Consider the following 21,123-nt stretch of genomic DNA (forward strand, 5'->3'; position numbering starts at 1 on the left):
TATGGAACATTTATACAAACATTCTATCCCCCTCCCCGGAGAGACGCAAAAAGGCACCCTTACGGGTGCCTCCTGGTTCCGCGCCGATCCTGCCTCTTAGCGCAGATGCTGCGTTGTCGTCGTGGTGGTGTTATAGTCCGTATCGTACATATTCGCATTCAGCGAATTGTTCGAACGGAAGGTGCCGTACACCTCGTTATCGAGATCCGGACGGGAATCCACCAGCACGAGAATGTTCCCTTCTTTCACGTAGTTGTTGTACGTGTTAGCCTCGTCTTCCGGTATCCCCATCCCGATCAGGCCGCCTACGACCCCGCCGGCACCGGCGCCTACAGCCGCACCCGTCAGCGCAGCTGCAATCGGACCTGCCGCGATGATCGGGCCTACGCCCGGGATGGCCAGCGCGCCGATCCCTGCCAGCAGGCCGGCGATTCCGCCGAGCGCACCGCCCGTCGCCGCACCGGTCGCCGCTCCCTCAGGCGCCTTCGTGCCCGTCGATTCGGACACCGCGCTGACGTCCTCTTTATCTCTGGCGATGACCGAAATATCATTCGAGCTGTACCCTTGGCGCTTCAACCCCTCAATCGCTGCAATTGCTTCTTGTTCAGAACGAAATACGCCTACCAGTTTCTTTGCACTCATGGTGATTCCCTCCTTGGTATAGCTGACCCGGTGTGCGGGCCGCCTCAACATGTAAGGGCTTGTACACCAGAAGCTCCAGTAAGTCTGGCTGCTCCGGCGCAAGCGCTGGTTTGTCTTGCCGCTGCATAACTGTATTAACCTCGCCCCGGCCCAGCGAAACGGACAACCCTGCTTTAAGGCACCTGGAAGCGGATATGCTATAATAAGGAACAGCACTCAACTGTACACACCAACCCACTTACACGCGGAGGAATCCATGCTGACTTTTGAACAAAAGCTCGCGGTGATCGAGAGCTTCCCTGAACTGAAACGCAAAGACGTCTCTCTTGGACGCATCAACTTCCATTACGATGAGAGCGCCCAGGACAAGAAGGTCGTCGTGTACCATCTGCACCCGAACGGCAACGGCTTCGTCTATGCCGGTTCGATCGAAGGCTATGATACGGACGAGCGCGGCCTTGTCAATATCCGGGACTTCGAAGAGGATGCGCTGCGCAGCCTGATCAAGGGCTCGATCCAATCCCTGGCCCCGAGGTCCGCGGCCGAACAGGCAGTGGGCGCCAGCTCCAAGGACGAGCGGTGGATGAATTCGGAGGGCCAGACCCTCTCCCTCATCTTCGAGGATGAGCTGTGGTATGTCTACTCCGGACTGAATCTGGAATCCGCATACGAGACTTATGAAGAAGCGGTCGAGTATCTCAAGGAAGAAGGCTTCTCCCGCCGCTGATCGAGTTCCGCAAGCGGAGGATACGCCGGCTTGACAGAGCGTCCTGCCCGCAAGCACAGAAAAGCACGAAGCAGCCGCTTCGTGCTTTTCTGTGCTTGGGGCGCGAATCCCTTCGCACCGGAGGGACTCTATGCCCCCTGCCGTGGTGTAGAGATCTGCCACTGCACCCCATAGCGGTCCCTGACGCGCCCGAAGAGCGCCCCCCAGAACACCATCTCGAGAGGCATGAGAATCTCGCCTCCTGCCGCCAAACCCTCAAACGCCCGCCGGGCCTCGTCTTCCTTCGGGAACTCCAGGTTCAGATCGAGGGCGCTGCCCCGCACGACCGGCCCCCGTATCACATCGGCCAGATAGAAGAGCAGCCCGGCGGCTTCCAGCTCCAGATGCATGGCCTTCTCCTGATCTTCGCCGCTGCCGAAGCCTCCTTCCCCATAAGTCATCACCGCGTTAATCTTTCCGCCCAGCGCTTCCGCATAGAAAGCCGCCTGCCGCCGTACATCTTCTCCGTACATATAAGGGCGAAGTACCGCCATCCTTATCTCCTCCTTTGGAGTCTTCTCTCAAAACATCCAAGCCGTTCCTTACCGCCAAGCTTGTTCCCACTCCATCGTTCCCGCGACCCATCGTGGATATTCCGGGCGCCCGCATCCGCCGCTTTTCCTGCCGTCCGCTTCCACCCCTCTTGCTCCCCTGCCGCCACAAGAACAGTCCGGCTTGCGAATGCTGTATCATGCAGCAACACCACCGTCTATCCCCTGCTGGGAGGCAGTCGAAACTTCCCACATAATATGATACAATATGTATCAAAAGCAACAAGTGCACTTATTTCCTTCCGGAGGCTTCCGATATGCAGCGAAACCAATGGGCGCTGGCCCGTCGATATCTTCCCTTTATCCGCCCCCATCTGCCCTTGACCGGCGCCATTGTCGGGATCGGCATCCTGCAGCTGGGCGTCTCCCTCGCCACTCCCTGGATGACCAAAATCATCATCGACCACATCCTCGTCCAGCGTGACGGCACCTGGAGCCTCGGAGGGGCCATGACCGTGCTCGGCGTCGCCTTCGCCCTCGGCATCGTCCTGCAGTTCATCAGGGGCCTGTTCACCGCAAGCCTCTGGGTCCGTACGGTCCGCGATCTGCGCAGCCGGCTGTACCGGCATCTGCAGACCCTCCCGCCCGGCTATTATGACAGCCGCCAGGCCGGGGCCATCGCTTCCCGGATCACCTCGGACGTCGAGGGAGCCCAGCGGCTCATCAGCGGAGGGGCGCTGCAGCTCATCGTCGATGGGCTCATCGTCCTCTTCGCCGGCGTCATGGTCCTGTATCTGCAGTGGAAGCTGGCGCTGCTCTGCCTCGCCATCCTCCCCTTGTATTACCTGACCTTCCGCCGGTTCAACGGCCGGATCCGCGCCGCCTGGCGGGAGGTTCACGCGCGTATGGAGAAGCTGTCCGGCGATGCCGTGGAGCGCCTCGCCGGCGTCCGGATCGTACAGGCCTTTGGCCGGGAGCAGGCCGAACGGCTGCGGTTCGAAGCGCAGTCCGGCGGGCACACCGAGGAAGCGCGGAAGGCGTTCTTCCTCTCGAACGTGTTCGGCCGCATGAACCAAGCCTACAGTGAAGCCGGCAAGTGGCTCATCTGGTTCGCCGGGGCGCTGTTCGTCCTGCAGGGAGAGCTCACGATCGGGGGGCTGGTCGCCTTCCAGGCCTACCTCGGACAGCTCTACGGGCCGATCTACCGGTTCTCCGAGCTCAATGTGACGATCCAGACGGCGCTTGCGCACATCGAGCGGATCTTCGAGGTGCTGGATACCGAACCCGAGATCCGTTCGAAGCCCGACGCCCTGCCGGTGACCTCTTGTCAAGGGGACATCCGCTTCGAGAACGTGGCCTTCGGCTACCGCAGCGGTGAGGAGGATGAGCTGCACGAAGTGCTGCACGACATTACCTTCCAAGCGCGGCCGGGCCAAGTCATCGCCCTGGTCGGCCCCAGCGGGGCAGGCAAGTCAACGCTCGTCCAGCTGCTGCCCCGCTTCTATGATCCGCTGCGCGGGCGCATCCTGATCGACGGCACAGACCTCCGCGATTACCGGCTCGAGGACATCCGGGCGCAGATGGCCGTCGTCCTGCAGGACAACACCCTGTTCTCCGGGACGGTGTACGAGAACATCGCCTACGGCCGGCCGGAGGCCTCCATGGAGGAGATCCGGGCAGCCGCCGCGGCCGCCAATGCCCACAGCTTCATCTCCGCATGGGAAGCCGGCTACGACACCCTCGTCGGCGAACGGGGATTGCGCCTCTCCGGCGGCCAGAAGCAGCGGATCGCCATCGCCCGGGCGCTGCTCAAGGATCCGCGGATTCTCATTCTCGACGAAGCGACTTCCGCCCTGGATGCCGAATCGGAAGCGCTGGTTACCGGCGCGCTCGAAGAGCTGATGCGCGACCGTACGACGATCATCATCGCCCACCGGCTCGCGACCGTCGTGCGGGCCGACCTCATTCTCGTCATGAACCACGGCCGCATCGTGGACCGCGGAACGCACCAGGAGCTGCTCCAGCGCTCCGGCTTATACCGGGAGCTCTACGAGAAGCAGCTGCAGGCCATGAAGGCGGAGGCCTTCAGCGGCCTGGAGGAGGCTTCCACCGCCTAGCCGCGCAAATACAGTCAGGCCGCCCCATCCGTGGGGCGGCCTTGTTCTTTCATCTATTCCCCTTATCCACTGCACATGCACGACCCAGGACAAGCCGTCTCCGGCGCAGCCCCATCCCCACTTTCGTACCTTCCTCCAACCTACAAAGAAGAGGCCCTCGTCAGCCAGGGGTTACCCGGCGGCGCAGAGCCTCCTTGGTGCGCAGCATCCGCCGCACGAGCACAGGGATCCAGCGCAGGTTCATCACCCACTCGCCCCACATCCGGCAGAAGCCTTCATCCGGACGATAGAGCCTGCTCCTGCGCCGGATCGACGTCAGGCGGCCAAGCACGTGCTCCTCCGGTACAGGGATGTCGAACCGCACATTGGCATCGCCGCGGAAGAGCAGCAGGCCTGCCCCATCCCGTCCGTAGTACCGGTGGCCGATCAGTTCACCGCCGGCCCCGCGGAACAGGACGATATCCCCGGGATGCAGCTCACCGGGCCGAACGGGGCTGAACGTGCAGCGGCTGCCTTCACGGATCAGCGGGAACATGCTGTCGCCCCGCGAGGGCAGCTCGATCTCCCGGCCGGCTTCGACCAGGCGCCCGATCATCGAGAGGGCGGCCGGATCAGCCCGCCGCACGTTCGATCAGCCCTGCGCCGAGCAGGCCTTCCACGAAGCGCTCGACATCGCCGCGCACGTCAGCGCCGCCGGCGTCGTATTCCGCTTCGATGCGTTCCACGATAGCCGCAAGCGGCGCCCCCTCCCCGATCAGGGTCCAGATGCGGCCGCCCATCGGGTTCAGCTTTGTCACGCGGAGCGAGGAGCTGTCCATGATCAGGAACTCGCCGTCCATCTCCATCCCTTCAAGATGAGGGGCACATTTATACGTACTCTGCAGCAGGCTGCTCATGGGTAATCTCCCTCCAGAACTTGTCGTTTTTCTGAAAATACAGCTCGTAGAACGGCACCTTCTCCACGAAAGTCCGGCACATGGAGATCACCTTTGCCGTTTCCTGCGGATCGTAATGCCAGTAGAAGATCGTGCGCATGAGGTACATCAGCGCCTGTGCGGAACGGATGCCCTCACGCTTGATCTCGAGCGACTGACGCAGCAGGTGATACCCCTTCAGCTCACAGTTCAGGGTGCGTTCGTCCGCATTCCACACGGAATCGCTGCGGAACGGGGAGTTATATACCCGGACCCCGTCCGGTGCGACGCGGATCAGTGCCGCTTCGTCGGACAGTACAGGCCGGGGACGGGACAGCAGGGCGGCAGTGGATTTGCCGGCGCCGGACTGTCCAGCGAAGAGATAAGCGGAGGCCCCCTGCGCAATACAGGAGGAATGGGTCATGAGCCCCCATCCGCGGTGGGCGATAAAGCCGCTGTAGAGCAGCATCAAGGCGTGGTTCAAGGCAAAATCGTTATGTACCGCCACCTGCGCGCGGCGGAAGTCACGGCTTACCGTCAGCAGGTAATCACCGCGGTCGTAGCGTATGCTTTCTGCATCCTGCGTAATCTCCACGTCATAGCTTTGGAACGGCTGCCCGTAAGGAGCGCTTACCGTAATATGCAGGTCGGGCTGCTCCGTCACAGGGGATTCCGGGGGAATGACGGAGGCGGAGAATTTGGGTACCGCCCAGTCCAGCAGACTGCCTGCGGGAAGTTCCATGATGAGCCGGTGTTCGGCAATCTCAAAATAGAGGGTCTGCATCAGCATAAGGCCTCCTCCTTCTTATGGGCTTCGCCGTTTGAGCAGGGAGCTCACACGGTATTTGTACAGGTGCAGCATGCCTTGGAACCGCCCGGTCCCTTGGTAGGCCGCATGCTGTACGGGGGTGGCGGTGCGGGGCGGAAAAAACACATGGCGCAGGTGTGCCGCCCGCTGGCGGTTCGTATCCATGTACAGCAGCGGGAACAGCAGCAGATAGGCATAGTAGCCCGCGTTCTGCCGCTTGAGCATGTAGTCCCGCACGAGACGGTCGCTCCAGAACACCGGAGGCGGCCGGTCCGGCAGAGGGAACCTTGCGGCCAGCTGCGGATAGAGGCGGTACACGACCGACAGCGCGGTCAGCAGCCGTCCCCGTGTCCCTTCGCGGGAAGCCGTGAGCCACAGCTCTTCCCAGCGCAGGCCGTCTCCGTGATACACCAGCAGGTGCGCCATATCGATCATATGCTTGTACGTCAGCTTATCCTTGATGCCGTGAAGGCAGAGGGTGTAGAAGGTCTCCTGCAGCGGAAGCTCCCGGACGAAGGCATAACCCTCCGCCGGCTGCGAGCAGGCCCACAGGCGGGAGATATCGATCTCGGCGGTCGTTTCGAAGCCGATACTGTGATGCAGCTCCACCCCCAGCTTATGGCCCCCAAGACTTTTATAATAAGAAATATGGTGGATCTCCAGCTCATCCTTCTCCAGGAAGCCCGCAGCATTGGCAAGCGCCACAGCGCGGTCCATCTCTTCGGGAGGCACAAGCAGGTCAATGTCGCTCGTCTGCCGGGCCGCAGCATGGCCGAAATACCGCTCGGCAAGCCGGACCCCCTTCAGCGCAATGACCCGCACGCCCGCCTCCTCGAAGCGCGCCAGCAGCCCGCTAAGCTCTCTGCGGATCAGCAGGCTGTGGTACAGGACGCGGTCAGCCTTGCCCTTCAGTGCCTCTTGGGAGGCGGCAGGCAGCCGGGCCCACTTCCCGCTGCGCTTGAGCTCGTGGTAGATGTAAGCGGACAAGGAAAAAAAGGCGGCATCCTCAAGCAGCGCCTGCTGCTCGGCTTTCTCTGCCGGCCAGTAGAGATCTTCCGTATATAGGGAACGAAGAAACTCGGTTAACATCGCATCGGCAGCCCCCTTCCGGAACGCCAGCCCGGCCCTTCGGCCGGACCGTGTTCTGGCAAGCGTAAGCAAGTGTGAGCGGCGGAGATCCTCCGCCTTCGTGCTGTCTTAGTCGCAGTGAGGATTCTTGTCGCCTGCAGGGCCGCTGCAAACGTGCGAAGGAATCGTCTCGAACGTGATGTCCTGCTGCTCCATGATTTGTGGGGCGGTGTACGGCTGCTTGTTCATAGAATCACCTCATTTTGGTAAGAATGACGGAGCCCAGCTCCTAAGTCAATACTATAAGATACAATTCGTATCACGTAAAGGCTCAAAAAATTGGACCAACCGACACGGACAGATAATTTGATACACGTTGTATCTCGATTTCTGTCGAATTTCTCTTAGCAGCCTGAGGTACATACGGCCATAAAATCCAAAACAAAAAAAAGCCTTCATGCCCTCCGCATGAAAGCCCGTTTCACCTTCCGCCTTATTCGCCCTCCCGCTTATGTGCTTCCTCCAGCCGCGCGGCCACCATAGCCAGATCCTCAGCGAGCAGCCGCCCCAGCACCGGCCTGCGCCGCACGGCAAGCGGGTGGTACCCGACCGCTGTGGGAATGCCCTGCACCGTATGCCACCGCCCCCGCAGTGCCTTCACTTCGGCCTCCGGATCGCCGAACCACCCCTGCACGGCCACATTGCCGAGAGCGAGCAGCAGCTGCGGCCGGCTTGCCCCCAGCTGCTGCTCCAGATGCGGCCGGCAGGCACTGCGGGCAGCCTCCTTGTCGTAGGCGCGCAGAGGGCGGCACTTCAGCAGGTAGCTGACGTAGAACTCCTCGCGTCCAATACCCGCAGCTGCCAGCCCTTCCTGCAGCGTCTCTCTCGTGCCGCAGAGAAACGCCTCTCCCTCCCGGGTCTCCCTTGCACCCGGGTTATCCAGCAGAATAAAGAGCGGGGCATGCGGATGGCCCTCGCCCCAGACCACCCGGGTCCGCTGCTTCGCCAGCGCACAGCGCTCGCAGCCCTTCGCCTCCTCCGGCGCTTCCTCTTCAGGCAGAATGTGCGGCGTCCATAGACTCAAGTCCGACCCGCCCCTTTCCTTCTATACTTATAGAACACGTCCCGGCCTTCATGGCTGCCGCTCGCGCCTGTCTCCGGCCGCAACCACCCGGTTGCGGCCGGTCAGCTTCGCTTCATAGAGGGCGCGGTCCCCCTGCTCGATCAGCTCCCTCCCGGTAGAGAGGGGGTTGGCAATAGCCGACGCCGCACCGACACTGACCGTTACCACCGGAAGGGCCTGCGACTTCATATGCGGGATGCCCAGCTCCCGCACCGCCCCGCACACCACGCCTCCGAAGCGGCGGGCCTCCTGCGGCCCAGCCCCCGGCAGCAGGCACACGAATTCCTCCCCTCCGTAGCGGGCAGCCAGGTAGCCCTGGGGCTCGGCGAGCGATTCCAGCGTCTTCGCAACCTGCCTCAGGCAGGCGTCTCCGCTCTGGTGGCCGTACGTATCGTTGTACGCTTTGAACGAGTCGATATCGAGCAGGAGTACGGACACCGGCAGGGACTGTTCGGCCGCACTCTTCCATTCTCTCTCGAAGGCCTCGTCGAACGCCCGCCGGTTCGCAATGCCGGTAAGCCCGTCCAGCGCAGATAGCTTCTTCAGACGCTCGTTGGCCTCGAGCAGCTGCTCGCGGACCCGCTTGCGTTCCGTATTGTCGCGGAAGACGGTCATCACCGCTCCCCTGCCCTTGTAGGCAATCCAAGCCGAGGAGGCCTCCACCTCCAGCTCCCGGCCGTCCAGCCGCAGGTACGTTCTCTCTCTCGGCGGAACCGCCGTACGTTCCTCATAAATATGGGCGATCTGTTCCCGGGCGGCCTCATGCGCATAGGCCGGCACGAGATCAAGTACGCACCGCCCGATGAGCTGCTCCCTCTGCCGTCCGCCGAGCAGCTCCACCGCCTTGTGATTGACGAGCACAATCCGGTCTTCGGCATACACGAGAATCCCGTCCGGCAGCATCTCGATCAGCCTGCGGTAACGCTCCTCGCTCTCTTGGAGCTCCTCTTCCACCGCAGCCCGCTGTGAGATATCGCTGACGATGGCAACAACCTCCACCACCTCTCCACCGGAAATCACCGGATTCAGTGAGGCCAGGAACGTCCTGCCTCCCATCTTGAATTCGAACTGGAGACGCTCCCCCCGCCAAGCCTGCTCATACTTCTGCAGAATGAGGCTGAGCTGGGTGGCCGGGACCAGGACTTCCGGGGATCTGCCCACAATGCTCTCCCGCTCCAATCCGAGCCGGTACAGCAGCGTGCCGTCGGCCATCGTATAGATGAAGCGGGCCTCCACCTTTTTGAACTTCAGCAGGAGTCCTTCCTGGTTGTGGATCGCATCGGCCAGCTCCTGCTTCAGGTGCAGGATCTGCTGCTCGTTCCGCTTGCGTCTGGTGATATCCCGGATGATGGAGGAGTAATAAGCCAGTCCTCCGGTCTGCCAGGAGTTCAGCGTCATCTCGATCGGAATGACCGTCCCATCCTTGCGGAGCCCTTCCAGCTCTACAGCCCTGCCGATGACCCGGCTCTCCCCGGTGCGCAGATGCCGCTCCATGCCCTGGCGGTGCGCTTCCCGGTACCGCTCCGGGATGATGAGATAGAGCGGGCGTCCGACGGCCTCCTCCGCCGTATAGCCGAACAAGTTCTCCGCTCCTTTGCTCCACAGCACAATGTTCGACTCACCGTCCGCAAGCACAATTCCGTCTTGGCCGGACTGCGTGATCGAATGGAACATGCCCTCCGCATCCTTGAGTGCCAGCATCAGACTCAGCACAGGGATGAGCTTCTCCGCCGCCCGGACATCCTTGTCCGTAAAATGCCCTCCATGCCCTGATCCCAGGTTGATAATCGCTACCGTACGTCCCCTATAGATCAAAGGGATATGCAGCGAAGAAAGAACGCCTTGCCGGTACAGGACATCGTCGATCTCCCCGGCTGGTCTCTGATGCCGCCAATCGGTATAGAGGGCCACCCGCCCTTCCTTGATGTGTTCCATTGCACCAATGCCTGACAAGGGATACGTGATGCCGCTAACGGCAAACGTCCCGTTCTTAATCAGATATGCCCCCTTGCCGTGATGCTCTCCGATGAGAATTACCCCGCCGGCATCGCTTGCAAAGAGCCGGGACAGCTCCCGAAGTGTGATCTCGTAGATATCCGACGTGCTGGAGGACGTATTGAACTTGCCGATGAGCTCCGAAATGAAGGCATTCATCCTGCGTTCCTGTTCCAGCGCATTCATATGTCTTAAGAAGGCGGCAACGAACAGAACGGAAGCCGTGACCGTACCGATATACATCGGCAGGATCTGCCAAGCCTCGGTTCCGAGCAGGAAGGTAAGGGTAATGACCTTCACCACGGACACCAGCAGCAGCTTGGCGGCCCAGCCCTTCCAGTACGACACCACATGCTCTGCGATCCACCCCGTCCCCACGGCCACAGCCGCTATCCCCGCCGCGGAAGCCAGGAAGACGATATCACCGCTTCCCTGCAGCACAAGCCGCCCTGCAATCATGACCGCCCCGGCTGCCAGGGCAGAGGGCATCCCCCCAACATGGGCGGCCATCATCAAGGCAATCATGCGCTGATCGATCAGGACATTGCCGTTCAGCTTGACGCCAAAGAGCATGAGAAGAGCACCTAATCCCCCATGCAGCACCCCGGCCCCAAGCTTCCCGCGGAGTGTCCAGGGCCAAGCGGACAGCCTGTCATGGAACAGCAGCCGGAATATAAATAAAAAAGCCATCAAAATCGCCATATTCATAAATAATACCGGGGTCACTTCCGCACGTCCTTCCCGCAGCCGACGCTTCCATTTCCTTTTATGGCCTCTATATCGGTATGATGGGTCCCATTGATATTTTTGGCGGAATCCTGCCTAGTATGTGCCGCCGTACCGTTCTCATACTATCCCGGCCCTGGTGCCGGAAAGGGAGTCCACCTACGCAAAAAAAGGGAATCCTGACGGATCCCCTCCCTTACTCCCGGACCGGCGGTGCGGCCAAACGGGCTTCGCTTGTTCTATTCGAAGCTCTTGATCAGCAGAAACGGAAGTGTGCCGATCGCGATGATCGCAAACCCGATGCCCTTGCCTACCGTCACCATACCTTGAAATACCGCCGCGAAATTCACCATGTTCTAGATGTCTCCTTTATTCTCTGTGATGTGATGGGTGAATGCAGCCCCGGCCGCCATCATCTTATGTACGATAACAAGACTTTAGGCCCATACCTTTGCGCCCTTGATTTTCATCAAGCTGCCTCATTCCTATTTCTTTTGTTCTATGAATCTTATATTATGAACTTTTCGTGAAACCGTCAAACGGAAAATATTCGTTAATTCGACATAATTCGACTATTGTATTTGGTGGCGAATGCAGAACAGCCTCCCTACCGAAGGCCGGAAGAGAGGCTGCATATGCCGGCAGCCCGGCCCATGGGCGGCTGCCTCAGTCCTCCTATCTAGTTGACACCTACAGCGGTGTAGGCGGCTTTAACGGAGGCGACCTCAGGGGCCGTGGATCCGTACAGATCCGATGCCGCCTGGATGGCCGCCTGCCTCATATTCCGGAAGTTAGAGGAGGACGTGAGATAGACAGTGAGGGCACGGTAGTAGATCTTGCCCGTCTTGGCCCGGCCGATGCCCTGCACGCTGACACCGTAATGGGTTCCCCCTTGCGCCAGCAGGTAGGCGGCTTTGTTGTTGATGCCGCTGTTGGTGTGTACCCCGCCATTGTCTGCCGTGCCGGTATAACGCTTGCTGTAGTGATCCGGGTCCCCATTCGCCGCAGGATTCGAAAGCGAACGGAGCGCGTCGCCCGGCGTCCCCGGTGTATATACATCCTCACCCATCAGCCAGTCCGCGGAATCGAGCATGGCCCCGAAGATGTCGGAGATGGACTCATTCAGTGCACCGGATTCATTCTGATAGATCAGACCCGCCGAGTATTCCGTCACGGCATGGGTCAGCTCATGGGCCACGACGTCCAGGGCGCCCGAGAGCGGCTTGAATACGCTGCCGTCCCCATCGCCGTAGACCATCTGGGCACCGTTCCAGAACGCGTTGTTATAGCTTACGGAATAGTGGACGGTGGAGTTGAGCGCAGCCCCCGCGTTATCAAAGGAATTGCGGCCATGTACATTCTTGTAATAATCGAACGTCGCAGCCGCATTCGCATGGGCATCTACTGCCGCGCCGTCGGTCCAGTAGTTATCTGTGTCGCGAACGATCGAGCCCGGAATGCTCGTCCGGCTGCCGGCGGTATAGGTACTGATCCTGCGGGTGCTGTCCACCAGGGTGTAGCCGCCCGATGCCGCGGTGCTCTGGAACGTCTTCGTATCCCCGTTGACACCCGTGCCTGAAGCGGATACCTCATCCAGCTTGTTCCACTTCGCGACAATTTTGCCGCTTACCGCATCAATGACATACTGCCAGCGTCCAGGCTTCGGCTCGAGGAAGTTCAACTCGAGAATATAGGCTAGCGTTGCTTCCTCGCCCTGCACATAGATCTGCAGTTCGGCCTGCGGCGGAATTTCGAACTTGGTCAGCGGGCCAACCGCCTCGCTTGCATCCTGCTTGGCTTTCTCTACTGCCTGCTGGGCGGACAGCTTCGGCTTCTGCTTCAGCTTCTCCTTCTTGTCGAGATCGGGGACGAACTGGCCCAAATACGAGGCACTTCCTCCATTGTCGTCCAGATGAACCGTTTGCTGCGCCCCAAATACCCTCAGCCCCTTGAATTTTTGGGCGAGCCTGACATGATATGTACCTTTCTCCGGGTCGGATATTTCTTCTACGATTTCAAAATTCTCTTTCGGATCTCCGTTCACGGCGAACAGCGACTTCTGCGAGTCCAGATAATTCCATACCTTTTCCGCTTTACCAAGACCCTGCGGCGCCTGCCAGTGGCCGGAAATCAATTCCGGCGTGTTGTATTCCTTGGAGTACTGGACTTCTGCACTCGGGCCTGCAGCCGCAGCTGCAGAAATAACAGTGGTCGATAATGAAGCGATAAGTACAGCGGAAGTAAGCTTTCTTTTCACATCATTCACTCCTAATATTTGGAATATAATGCCTTTTCAATGTAAATGATCCGGCACAGGAGTAGAATAGAGCGAAAGGACTGAATAGTAAGAAAATTTCAGGTAAATAAATTGTAAAAAAAGGGGTAAGCCCGCCCTATTGACCATAGGTTGAAATCGGGATGGCGAATCTCCTTTCACATTTATGTCAACAATCCTAAGCTGCCCTTCGGCGTTAGAAGGAGTGCGCTCCCGAACATCCCCTTTTCTTAAAAGGATGAGGTGCGGCGGGACCTCAAAGCCAGTCTTCCAAAGGGAGGAGCCGTGGGGAGAGATCCAGCCCATCCCATTCACCTATATTCCCATGGAAATAATGTGTAATGTTATGTCATCAGCGCTGAAAATGATTGTTTGTCGGATGATGACTAATAACTGGATGCGACTGGTGGTTTCTATAGCAAAGAATAGCGGAGAAGGGTGAACTTCAACCGATAGAGAGGATCCCAGGAACTCTCTGGATAAAAAACAAGCCGTCATTCGATCAAGTAAGCGGTTACTTGTCAAGGGATCAACGAGTAAGGAAGTTGCAGAATAGCGCAGAAAAAACGGGGTATCCAATGAAAATCGGACCAAGAGCCTATTTCATCAAATATTCTGAATATTTACAAAAATTAAATATTAACGTATGATGAACTCAAGTCTTAACCGTGCTCCACCAAGACGGATAAGACTTTCCACGGTACGAAACCAGATCCAGACGGAGCGCGTCTCAGATACGGCTCCCCAAGGGAAGGGGATAGTCCATTGGAGTAAGGAAAGCGAAGCATGCCTATGTTTCTTCTATCTCTAGGGAAAGGAGTTACTTTCGTACAAGCTGATGGGGCATGCGGGAACCAAAAGCGGTATGACGGACCGGAAGCAAGATGCAGAAGCCGGCATCACCGGCAGTATCCAAAAAATCTGAATGCAACGCAAGTTGTTTGAATGGAGAGTAAAGGAACAATTGAATAGTTGTCAGATGAAACCGTAGGGGTTCTGGTTATGATCTCATAAGCAGAACCCCTACTTTTCGTATGTCCGGAAGTCCGGACTCCTTCCCGCCCGGCCGGGTCGATCCATCGGGAGGAGGAGACCCGCAGGCGCTCTACCTTCCTGGCGTGTGCACGGCCGCGTGCGCCCACTCTTTGGGCAGAAGGTACTTGTACGGCGCCTGCAGGAACCGGTCATCGATCAGCGTCAGCGAGCCCCGGTCCGACTCGGTGCGTATAAGCCGGCCCCCGGCCTGCAGGACTTTGTTCATGCCCGGAATCACGTAGGCATAGTCGAACCCCCGGCGCCCCTCCCCGCTCCGGTCGAAGTGCTCCTGGATGAGGCTGCGTTCGAAGGAGACCTGGGGCAGTCCTACGCCCACGATTACCACGCTCGTCAGCCGGTCCCCCCGCAGATCGATGCCTTCGGAGAATATGCCGCCGAGCACGGCCAGGCCGATCACCCCCTGGGCGCACCCGGCAGTGAATCCATTCAGAAAGCTCTCGCGGTCTTCCTCCGTCATACCCGGAAGCTGAATCCGCAGCCTTGAGGCCAGCTCCCCCTCCGCTTCCCCGAGAGCATCGCCGATCAGCTTCAAATATTCGTATGACGGGAAGAAGACGAGGTGGTTGCCCGGCCTTTGTACAGCCAGCCGGCGGATCAGCTCCACAATCCCGTCCTTCGTCCGTTCCCTGTCCCGGTACCGGGTGGACCAGGGATAGAGCGAGATCTCCCACTGCTCCGGAGAGAAGGGGGAAGGGATGGAGACCGCATAATCGTCCGGCCGGCCGCCGAGCATCTCCATATAGTAAGAGAACGGCGACAAGGTCGCCGAGAAATATATGAGCGAGCGGTAGCCCTTGGCCATCCCCTGCAGCAGCGACGAAGGATCGATGCAGAACAGCTTGAGCCGCACGTCCCGGCGGTCCCATTCCCCATAAGTGACGTGGCGCAGGGGATCGTAGAGGCCTGCAATGCGCAGGAAGCTGTGGGCGGCAAAATACGTATCGAGAAGAAGCTGCTGCCCCTCGGCTCCAGCAGCCGCGGAAGGCTGCTGAAGCTCCTCCTCCGCCGCACGGTCGAAGAGCTCAAGCAGCCCGAGCAGGTCTTCCGGCAGTCCGTGCGACACGGTCCGCGTCTGGTCCCCATGCCCCTTCCGGTAAGCCGTGAACCAGGCGCTGACGGTCTTGGCAGCCTCGGATACCCCCGGGCTGACCTCCTTGTAGGCTCGCTGCACGGCAAGGAAGGCGGACTTCGTCAGTTCCGCCGAGAACATTTCCCTCGCCCGGTCCACGAGATTATGGGCCTCGTCAACCAAGAGTGCGGTGCGCCGCCGCCCCTCCTCATACGTGCGCTTCAGTGACACGCGCGGATCGAAGATGTAGTTATAATCGCAGATTACACTGTCGGCGGCGTAGGCTGCATCCAGCGAGAATTCGAACGGGCACACCCGGTGCTTCTCGGCATACCGGGCGATCACCTCCCGGGTAATCCGGGTCTCGTTGGAGAGAAGATCGAGCACCGCTCCATTGATCCGGTCGTAGTAGCCGTCGGCATACTCGCAGGCCTCCCGCGTGCAGCGGACTTCGTCCTTGAAGCATACCTTCTCCTTGGCGGTAATCGTCACGCTCTTCAGCCGCAGGCCGTGCCGCTCCATGAGTGTCAATGCCTCCTCGGCCACGGTCCGTGTAATGGTCTTGGCCGTAAGATAGAAAATCCGGGAGAGCAGTCCCTCGCCCATCGCCTTGACCGCCGGAAAGAGGGTCGAGATCGTCTTCCCGGTCCCCGTCGGCGCGCGGACGAGCAGCTGCTTCTCCTCCCCGATCGCCTTATAGACGGCACCGGCGAACTTCCTCTGCCCTTCCCGGTAGGAGGGGAATGGGAACGGCATGGCCCGGATGCTTGCCGTGCGCGCCTCTTCGTGCTGCAGCTGCATGGAGGCATACGGCGTATAGCGGGCCAATGTCTCTTCCATGAAGGCTGTGAGCTCCGCCAGGCTCCGCTCCCTCGTGAAGCAAACCCGCTCTCCGCTGTCCACCTGAATGTAGGTCAGCCGAATGTGCATGCGCTCCAGACCCGACTTGCAAGCATACATATAAGCATAGCACTGCGCCTGCGCCCAATGGACGGGATACGAGTCCTCGAGGATGTCGCTGAGCCGCCCCGATGTCGACTTGATCTCATCGACCGTAACGCCGCCGTTCTCCTTCAACAGTCCGTCACAGCGTCCCTCAATCACATAACGGACTCCCCCGTGCTCCAGTGCGAGAGCGAGATGCACTTCCTTCCTTCTCGTCTTCCTCGCCATAGCCGCTCTGCACCTGCTTGTGCGCTTTCGTCCCCTCAGCGAGCGAGGCCGCCGTCCGGAACCCCGATTCGATGCTGCCGCTCCGGTAAGCATATTCGACCAGTGCCCTGACGGACAGGTTTACCTCACCCCGCATGCCACCCGCTCCCTTCGCTCCGAATTCACCCGAACATTCGTTCCTTACATACAGTATATCACGTAGTGCCAAAGGGGGCTATGCGCAGAGCCGCCGGTAGTTTGGGGCAAGGGAACGTTTCCCACCCCGCCCAAGGTTCGCCGCCGGAGGTACCGATCCCTAAGGCCAAAAAAAGAGGAAGGGGCTTCCGCCCCTCCCTGCCTCAAATATACCCGGCCCACTCCACATGAACGTGGTCTTCCTCCTCATCGTCAGCCCCCGGGACCTCCTCCTCCATCCCTTCCAGCTCGACGGTGTAGTCCTGCTCCGCTCCGCCTCCATCCAGGCTCATTGGTTGCACACCTCCTCCCGGCCGCATTCTTTTGTAGTGTCCCATATGACAAAAAATGTATGCTGCCCAATTGACCAACTCCCCCTGGAAAGAGTACACTATTCATTAGCCGGCTAATATTCATGAATACTTGAGCAGTACCGGCGGAAAGAGGTCCTCTTATTATGAATGTGTACGAATCGGACTCCATTCCCTTCATTCTCGCCCGCGTCATGCGGCTTCACCGCCACCGCGTCCAGTCGATGATCCAGGATTATGAGGTCCACCCGGGCCAGCCTCCGCTGCTTCATCATCTCGCCGAGCAGGATGGCCAGCGGCAGAGCGAGCTCGCCGATAAGCTGCGGGTCAAACCCGCTACCCTGACGGTGATGATCAACCGGATGGCGAAGACGGGCCTCCTCGAACGCCGTCCGGATCCGCAGGATCAGCGCATCTCCCGCGTCTATCTGACGGAGAAGGGGCGCCTGATGCAGGAAGCGGTGCACCAGGCACTGCGCGAGATCGAGCAGGTGACGATGGCCCGGATCTCCCAGGAGGAGAAGCTTCTGCTGCGGCGTCTGCTGCTGCAGATGTATGAGAATTTACAGGAACCCGATGCCGATTAGTGAGTTAGCCAACTAAATAATTCGCATGTGGTATGAACCCTTATTAACAGATGAAGAGGTGAATCTTCTTGAGAACACTCGCATCCTATCTTCGCCCTTATTGGAAGGCCGTTCTGCTTGCTCCCCTGCTGATGCTCCTCGAGGTCTATATGGACCTCCTGCAGCCCAAGCTGATGGCCAGCATCGTCAACGACGGCGTCATGAAAGGGGATTTGGCCCATGTGCGCGACACCGGTCTGCTGATGCTCGGCTATGCGCTGATCGGCCTCATAGGCGGGATCGGCTGTACCGTCTTCTCCAGCTCCGCCGCACAGAACTTCGGCACCGATCTGCGGGAAGCCTTGTTCCGCAAGGTGCAGACCTTCTCTTACAAGAATCTGGACCGCTTCAAGGAAGGCTCGCTCGTCACCCGGCTGACGGGAGATATCGTCCAGGTGCAGAACCTGGTGCAGATGACTCTGCGTATCCTGGTCCGTGCGCCGTTCCTCGCGCTGGGCAGCGTGATCATGGCTCTGACGATCTCGCCGAAGCTCGCCCTGATCCTGGCTGTGGCCATCCCCCTGCTGTTCCTCGTGCTGTACCTGCTTATCCGCTACTCGTTCCCCCTCTTCTCGCAGGTGCAGCAGAAGCTTGACGGGCTGAACACGGTGCTGCAGGAGAATTTCTCGGGCATCCGGGTCGTGAAGGCCTTCGTTCGTGGTCCCTTCGAAGAAGCGCGCTTCGGTCGCGCCAACGAGGATTATACGGCGATTGCGCTGAAGGCCTCGCGTGCGGTAGCCGTCAACATGCCCGTCATGACACTGATCATGAACGTGTCGATCGTCGCCGTCCTCTGGTTCGGCGGGGCACAGACCTGGAGCGGGACGCTGCCGGTCGGCGACCTCGTCGCCTTCATCAACTACGTGACGCAGGTCCTCTTCTCGCTGCTGATGGTCGGCATGATGATGGTCTTCATCTCCCGGGCCAAGGCTTCCGCCGACCGGATCAATGAAGTCATGGCCTCCGAAGCCGACATCCAAAGCCCCGCTGAAGCCCGGAACGATGCCGTTCGGGCCGGACGCGTCGAGTTCCGGAACGTCTCTTTCTCCTACGACGGCGATGCACGCAGGGAGCTTGTGCTGAAGCATCTCTCCTTTACCGCCGAAGCCGGTCAGTCCCTGGCCATTCTCGGACCAACGGGCTCCGGCAAGAGCTCGCTGGTCAGCCTCATCCCGCGGCTCTACGACCCGGTGGAGGGCGAAGTGCTCATCGACGGCACGGATGTGCGGGAGATGGATCTGCATCACCTTCGCGGACGCATCGGGATGGTGCTGCAGCAGGCCATTCTCTTCAGCGGAACGATCCGCGACAATATCCGGTTCGGCCGGCCCGACGCTTCCCAGGAGGAAGTCGAGGCGGCTGCACGGGCTGCGGAAGCCCATGAGTTCATCATGAGCTTCCCGGACGGCTACGACACGGTGCTCGGCCAGCGGGGGATCAACCTCTCCGGAGGGCAGAAGCAGCGGATCTCCATCGCCCGCGCCCTGCTCCTCCGTCCGGCGATCCTGATCCTCGACGACAGCACCAGCGCCGTCGACCTGGGGACGGAATCGCGGATTCAGCGGGCGCTCAAGGAGCTTATGGCCGAGACCACGTGCATCCTGATCGCCCAGCGGATCTCCTCCGTTCTCGACGCCGACCGCATTCTGGTGCTTGAGGACGGAGAGATCGCCGCGGAAGGCACCCATGCGGAGCTTATGCAGAGCAGCCGCGTATATCAGGACATTTACCGTTCGCAGCTTGGAAAGGAGGAAGTCAGCTATGGCCGATAATTCACAAGGCAGACGCCCGGGTCCCCCTGGCGGCCCCCCCATGGGCATGGGCGGTCCGATGGGCGGAGGCCCGATGGGCGGCCCCGGGCGCGGTACGATGCCCAAAGTCCGGGCCAAGCATACGGGAGCGACACTTCGCCGGATGTGGCGCTATCTCAGCCGGCAGCGGACGGGACTGATCCTCGTCTTCCTGTTCACCCTGCTCAGTGCAGGCCTCGCGCTACTCGGTCCCTATCTCATCGGCCGGGCCATCGACGATTACATCCTGCCCCGCGACTACGCCGGGCTCCTCAGGCTCTGCCTGCTGCTGCTCGGAGTATACCTGATCAGCGGGGCGATGAACTGGATTCAGACCTACATCATGTCGGGGGTGACGCAGTCCACTGTGCGGGAGCTGCGCACCGACGTCTTCGCCCGGCTGCAGCTGCTCCCCCTCCGCTTTTTCGACAGTAAGGCCCACGGGGAGCTCATGAGCCGGACCACCAACGATATCGAGAACGTGTCGACCTCCTTCAATCAGAGCGTCACCCAGCTCATTACAAGTGTGGTGACGATCGTCGGCTCGCTGGCCCTGATGCTCGCCCTGAATGTCTGGCTCACGCTCGTCTCGCTCGTTACGATCCCACTGGTCATGCTAGTGACCGGGGCGATCTCGAAGCGGACCCGCGGCCACTTCAAAGAACAGCAGCAGCGGCTCGGGGAGCTTAACGGCTTCATTGAGGAGACGGTATCCGGCCAGAAGGTCGTTACCGTCTATAACCGGGAAGCCAGGGCCGCCGAAGAATTCCGGGGCATTAACATCGGCCTGAGGGATGCATCAATCCGGGCCCAGCTGCTCTCGGGCATGATGGGGCCGGTGATGAACGTCATCAACAACTTCGGCTTCGCTCTCGTTGCCGCCGTGGGCGGATGGATGGTGCTGAGGGACTTCACGACCATCGGCGTGGTCGTCGCCTTTCTGAACTATTCGAAGCAGTTCGGCCGGCCGGTCAACGAGCTTGCCAACCAGTACAACCTGATCCAGGCGGGCGTCGCAGGAGCGGAGCGGGCCTTCGAAATCCTTGACGCCGAAGACGAATACGGCGGCGTAGAGCACCGGGGTGCGCCGGCTGTGCAGGATCAGACACTGAAAGGCGAGGTCGTCTTCCAGGACGTATCATTCGGCTACAAGGAAGGCGAACCGATCCTGAAGCACATCACCTTCACGGCCAAACCCGGCGAGACGATCGCTCTCGTTGGACCCACCGGCGCCGGCAAGACGACCATCGTCAATCTTCTGACGCGCTTCTATGAAATCACCGGAGGCTCCATCACGATCGACGGCCGCCCACTGCAGGAGTTCGATAAGAATGCTCTCCGCAGCCAGCTCGGCATCGTGCTGCAGGACGCCTACGTGTTCTGCGACACGATCCGCGAGAACATCCGCTACGGCCGGCTGGACGCCACCGATGCCGAGGTCGAGGCGGCCGCGAAGCTCGCCGGGGCCGACAGCTTCATCCGCAAGCTGCCCGAGGGCTACGGCAGCGTACTGTCCGCCGAAGGGGCGAACCTGAGCCACGGGCAGCGGCAGCTGCTGACTATCGCGCGGGCCATCCTCGCCGACCCGGCCATCCTGGTGCTCGACGAGGCGACAAGCTCGATCGATACCCGTACCGAGATGCAGATTCAGGAGGCGATGAACCTGCTGATGCAGGGGCGCACCTCCTTCGTGATCGCCCACCGCCTGAGCACCATCCGCAGCGCGGACCAGATTCTCGTGCTGCATGGCGGAGAGATTATCGAGCGGGGCACCCATGAGCAGCTGCTCGAGGCACGGGGATTCTATTATGGACTCTATACCAGCCAGTTTCAGCGTGTGGGATAACTTAGGGGGAAGGGGGCTGCTTAGGCAGCCTCCTTTTTGCTGTGTGGAGAAGCACCTTGGATCGAGACTCCGCCAGCAGCTCCCTGCCTTCGTCCAGTTCGAGGAAACTTTTGCAGGTGCTGTCTCGTCTGTTCTATATATCCTTTTGTCATG

General features: G+C 60.0%; 15 protein-coding genes, 1 pseudogene and 1 riboswitch. Of the genes and pseudogenes, 5 read left to right on the forward strand and 11 right to left on the reverse strand.

Going from position 1 to position 21,123, the window contains the following annotated elements:
• Positions 1–96 precede the first annotated feature (96 nt).
• Complete coding sequence (locus ACP26L_RS34970) at positions 97–642, reverse strand: general stress protein (RefSeq protein WP_426450186.1); 546 nt, start codon at positions 640–642, stop codon at positions 97–99.
• 256 nt (positions 643–898) lie between these two features.
• Between ACP26L_RS34970 and ACP26L_RS34975 the strand changes: the two genes are divergently transcribed.
• The gene (locus tag ACP26L_RS34975) at positions 899–1,369 is read left to right on the forward strand and encodes a hypothetical protein (protein WP_426450187.1); all 471 of its coding nucleotides are present in this window, start codon (positions 899–901) and stop codon (positions 1,367–1,369) included.
• Between the two features lie 128 nt (positions 1,370–1,497).
• On the opposite strand, the gene ACP26L_RS34980 is transcribed toward ACP26L_RS34975, so the two are convergent.
• Positions 1,498–1,902: a VOC family protein gene (locus ACP26L_RS34980; protein WP_426450188.1), complete on the reverse strand. Its 405-nt coding sequence runs from the start codon at positions 1,900–1,902 to the stop codon at positions 1,498–1,500.
• 314 nt (positions 1,903–2,216) lie between these two features.
• On the opposite strand from ACP26L_RS34980, the gene ACP26L_RS34985 reads away from it, so the two are divergent.
• Positions 2,217–4,016, forward strand: a complete 1,800-nt coding sequence (locus tag ACP26L_RS34985) for an ABC transporter ATP-binding protein (RefSeq protein ID WP_426450189.1) — start codon at positions 2,217–2,219, stop codon at positions 4,014–4,016.
• A 160-nt stretch (positions 4,017–4,176) separates the two neighbouring features.
• Here the strand turns inward: ACP26L_RS34985 and ACP26L_RS34990 are convergent, their stop codons facing one another.
• The 9 genes and pseudogenes from ACP26L_RS34990 to ACP26L_RS35030 form a co-directional block, all read right to left on the reverse strand.
• A complete protein-coding gene (locus ACP26L_RS34990) occupies positions 4,177–4,641 on the reverse strand; it encodes a S24/S26 family peptidase (protein WP_426450191.1) in 465 nt (154 codons plus the stop codon).
• Positions 4,628–4,912, reverse strand: coding sequence for a PqqD family protein (locus tag ACP26L_RS34995; protein WP_426450192.1), 285 nt, complete (start codon positions 4,910–4,912; stop codon positions 4,628–4,630). Before ACP26L_RS34995 ends, ACP26L_RS34990 begins: the two co-directional genes overlap by 14 nt.
• Complete coding sequence (locus ACP26L_RS35000) at positions 4,884–5,720, reverse strand: hypothetical protein (protein ID WP_426450193.1); 837 nt, start codon at positions 5,718–5,720, stop codon at positions 4,884–4,886. The genes ACP26L_RS34995 and ACP26L_RS35000 overlap by 29 nt, the downstream gene beginning before the upstream one ends.
• 15 nt (positions 5,721–5,735) lie before the next feature.
• Entirely contained in the window at positions 5,736–6,827 is a 1,092-nt protein-coding gene (locus ACP26L_RS35005; protein WP_426450194.1) for a nucleotidyltransferase family protein, read from the reverse strand.
• A 472-nt stretch (positions 6,828–7,299) separates the two neighbouring features.
• The gene (locus ACP26L_RS35010) at positions 7,300–7,866 is read right to left on the reverse strand and encodes a uracil-DNA glycosylase (RefSeq protein WP_426455222.1); all 567 of its coding nucleotides are present in this window, start codon (positions 7,864–7,866) and stop codon (positions 7,300–7,302) included.
• A 72-nt stretch (positions 7,867–7,938) separates the two neighbouring features.
• Entirely contained in the window at positions 7,939–10,614 is a 2,676-nt protein-coding gene (locus ACP26L_RS35015) for a PAS domain S-box protein (RefSeq protein WP_426450196.1), read from the reverse strand.
• 428 nt (positions 10,615–11,042) lie between these two features.
• Positions 11,043–11,139: riboswitch (cyclic di-GMP riboswitch) on the reverse strand.
• A 190-nt stretch (positions 11,140–11,329) separates the two neighbouring features.
• Positions 11,330–12,907, reverse strand: a complete 1,578-nt coding sequence (locus ACP26L_RS35020) for a M4 family metallopeptidase (protein ID WP_426450198.1) — start codon at positions 12,905–12,907, stop codon at positions 11,330–11,332.
• 1,123 nt (positions 12,908–14,030) lie between these two features.
• Positions 14,031–16,359: pseudogene (locus ACP26L_RS35025) on the reverse strand (helicase C-terminal domain-containing protein).
• 202 nt (positions 16,360–16,561) lie between these two features.
• On the reverse strand, positions 16,562–16,690 hold the full coding sequence (locus ACP26L_RS35030; protein WP_426450199.1) for a hypothetical protein: 129 nt from the start codon (positions 16,688–16,690) through the stop codon (positions 16,562–16,564).
• A 164-nt stretch (positions 16,691–16,854) separates the two neighbouring features.
• Between ACP26L_RS35030 and ACP26L_RS35035 the strand changes: the two genes are divergently transcribed.
• The 3 genes from ACP26L_RS35035 to ACP26L_RS35045 all read left to right on the forward strand — a co-directional run bounded on the left by ACP26L_RS35035 (position 16,855) and on the right by ACP26L_RS35045 (position 20,970).
• Positions 16,855–17,295 (forward strand): MarR family winged helix-turn-helix transcriptional regulator, encoded by a 441-nt coding sequence (locus ACP26L_RS35035; RefSeq protein WP_426450201.1) that lies wholly within the window; start codon positions 16,855–16,857, stop codon positions 17,293–17,295.
• Between the two features lie 68 nt (positions 17,296–17,363).
• Complete coding sequence (locus ACP26L_RS35040; RefSeq protein ID WP_426450202.1) at positions 17,364–19,106, forward strand: ABC transporter ATP-binding protein; 1,743 nt, start codon at positions 17,364–17,366, stop codon at positions 19,104–19,106.
• Positions 19,096–20,970: an ABC transporter ATP-binding protein gene (locus ACP26L_RS35045; protein ID WP_426450203.1), complete on the forward strand. Its 1,875-nt coding sequence runs from the start codon at positions 19,096–19,098 to the stop codon at positions 20,968–20,970. The genes ACP26L_RS35040 and ACP26L_RS35045 overlap by 11 nt, the downstream gene beginning before the upstream one ends.
• The last annotated feature ends 153 nt before the right edge of the window (positions 20,971–21,123 follow it).

The sequence above is a fragment of the Paenibacillus sp. S-38 genome (assembly GCF_049942825.1).
Lineage (GTDB): Bacteria > Bacillota > Bacilli > Paenibacillales > NBRC-103111 > Paenibacillus_G.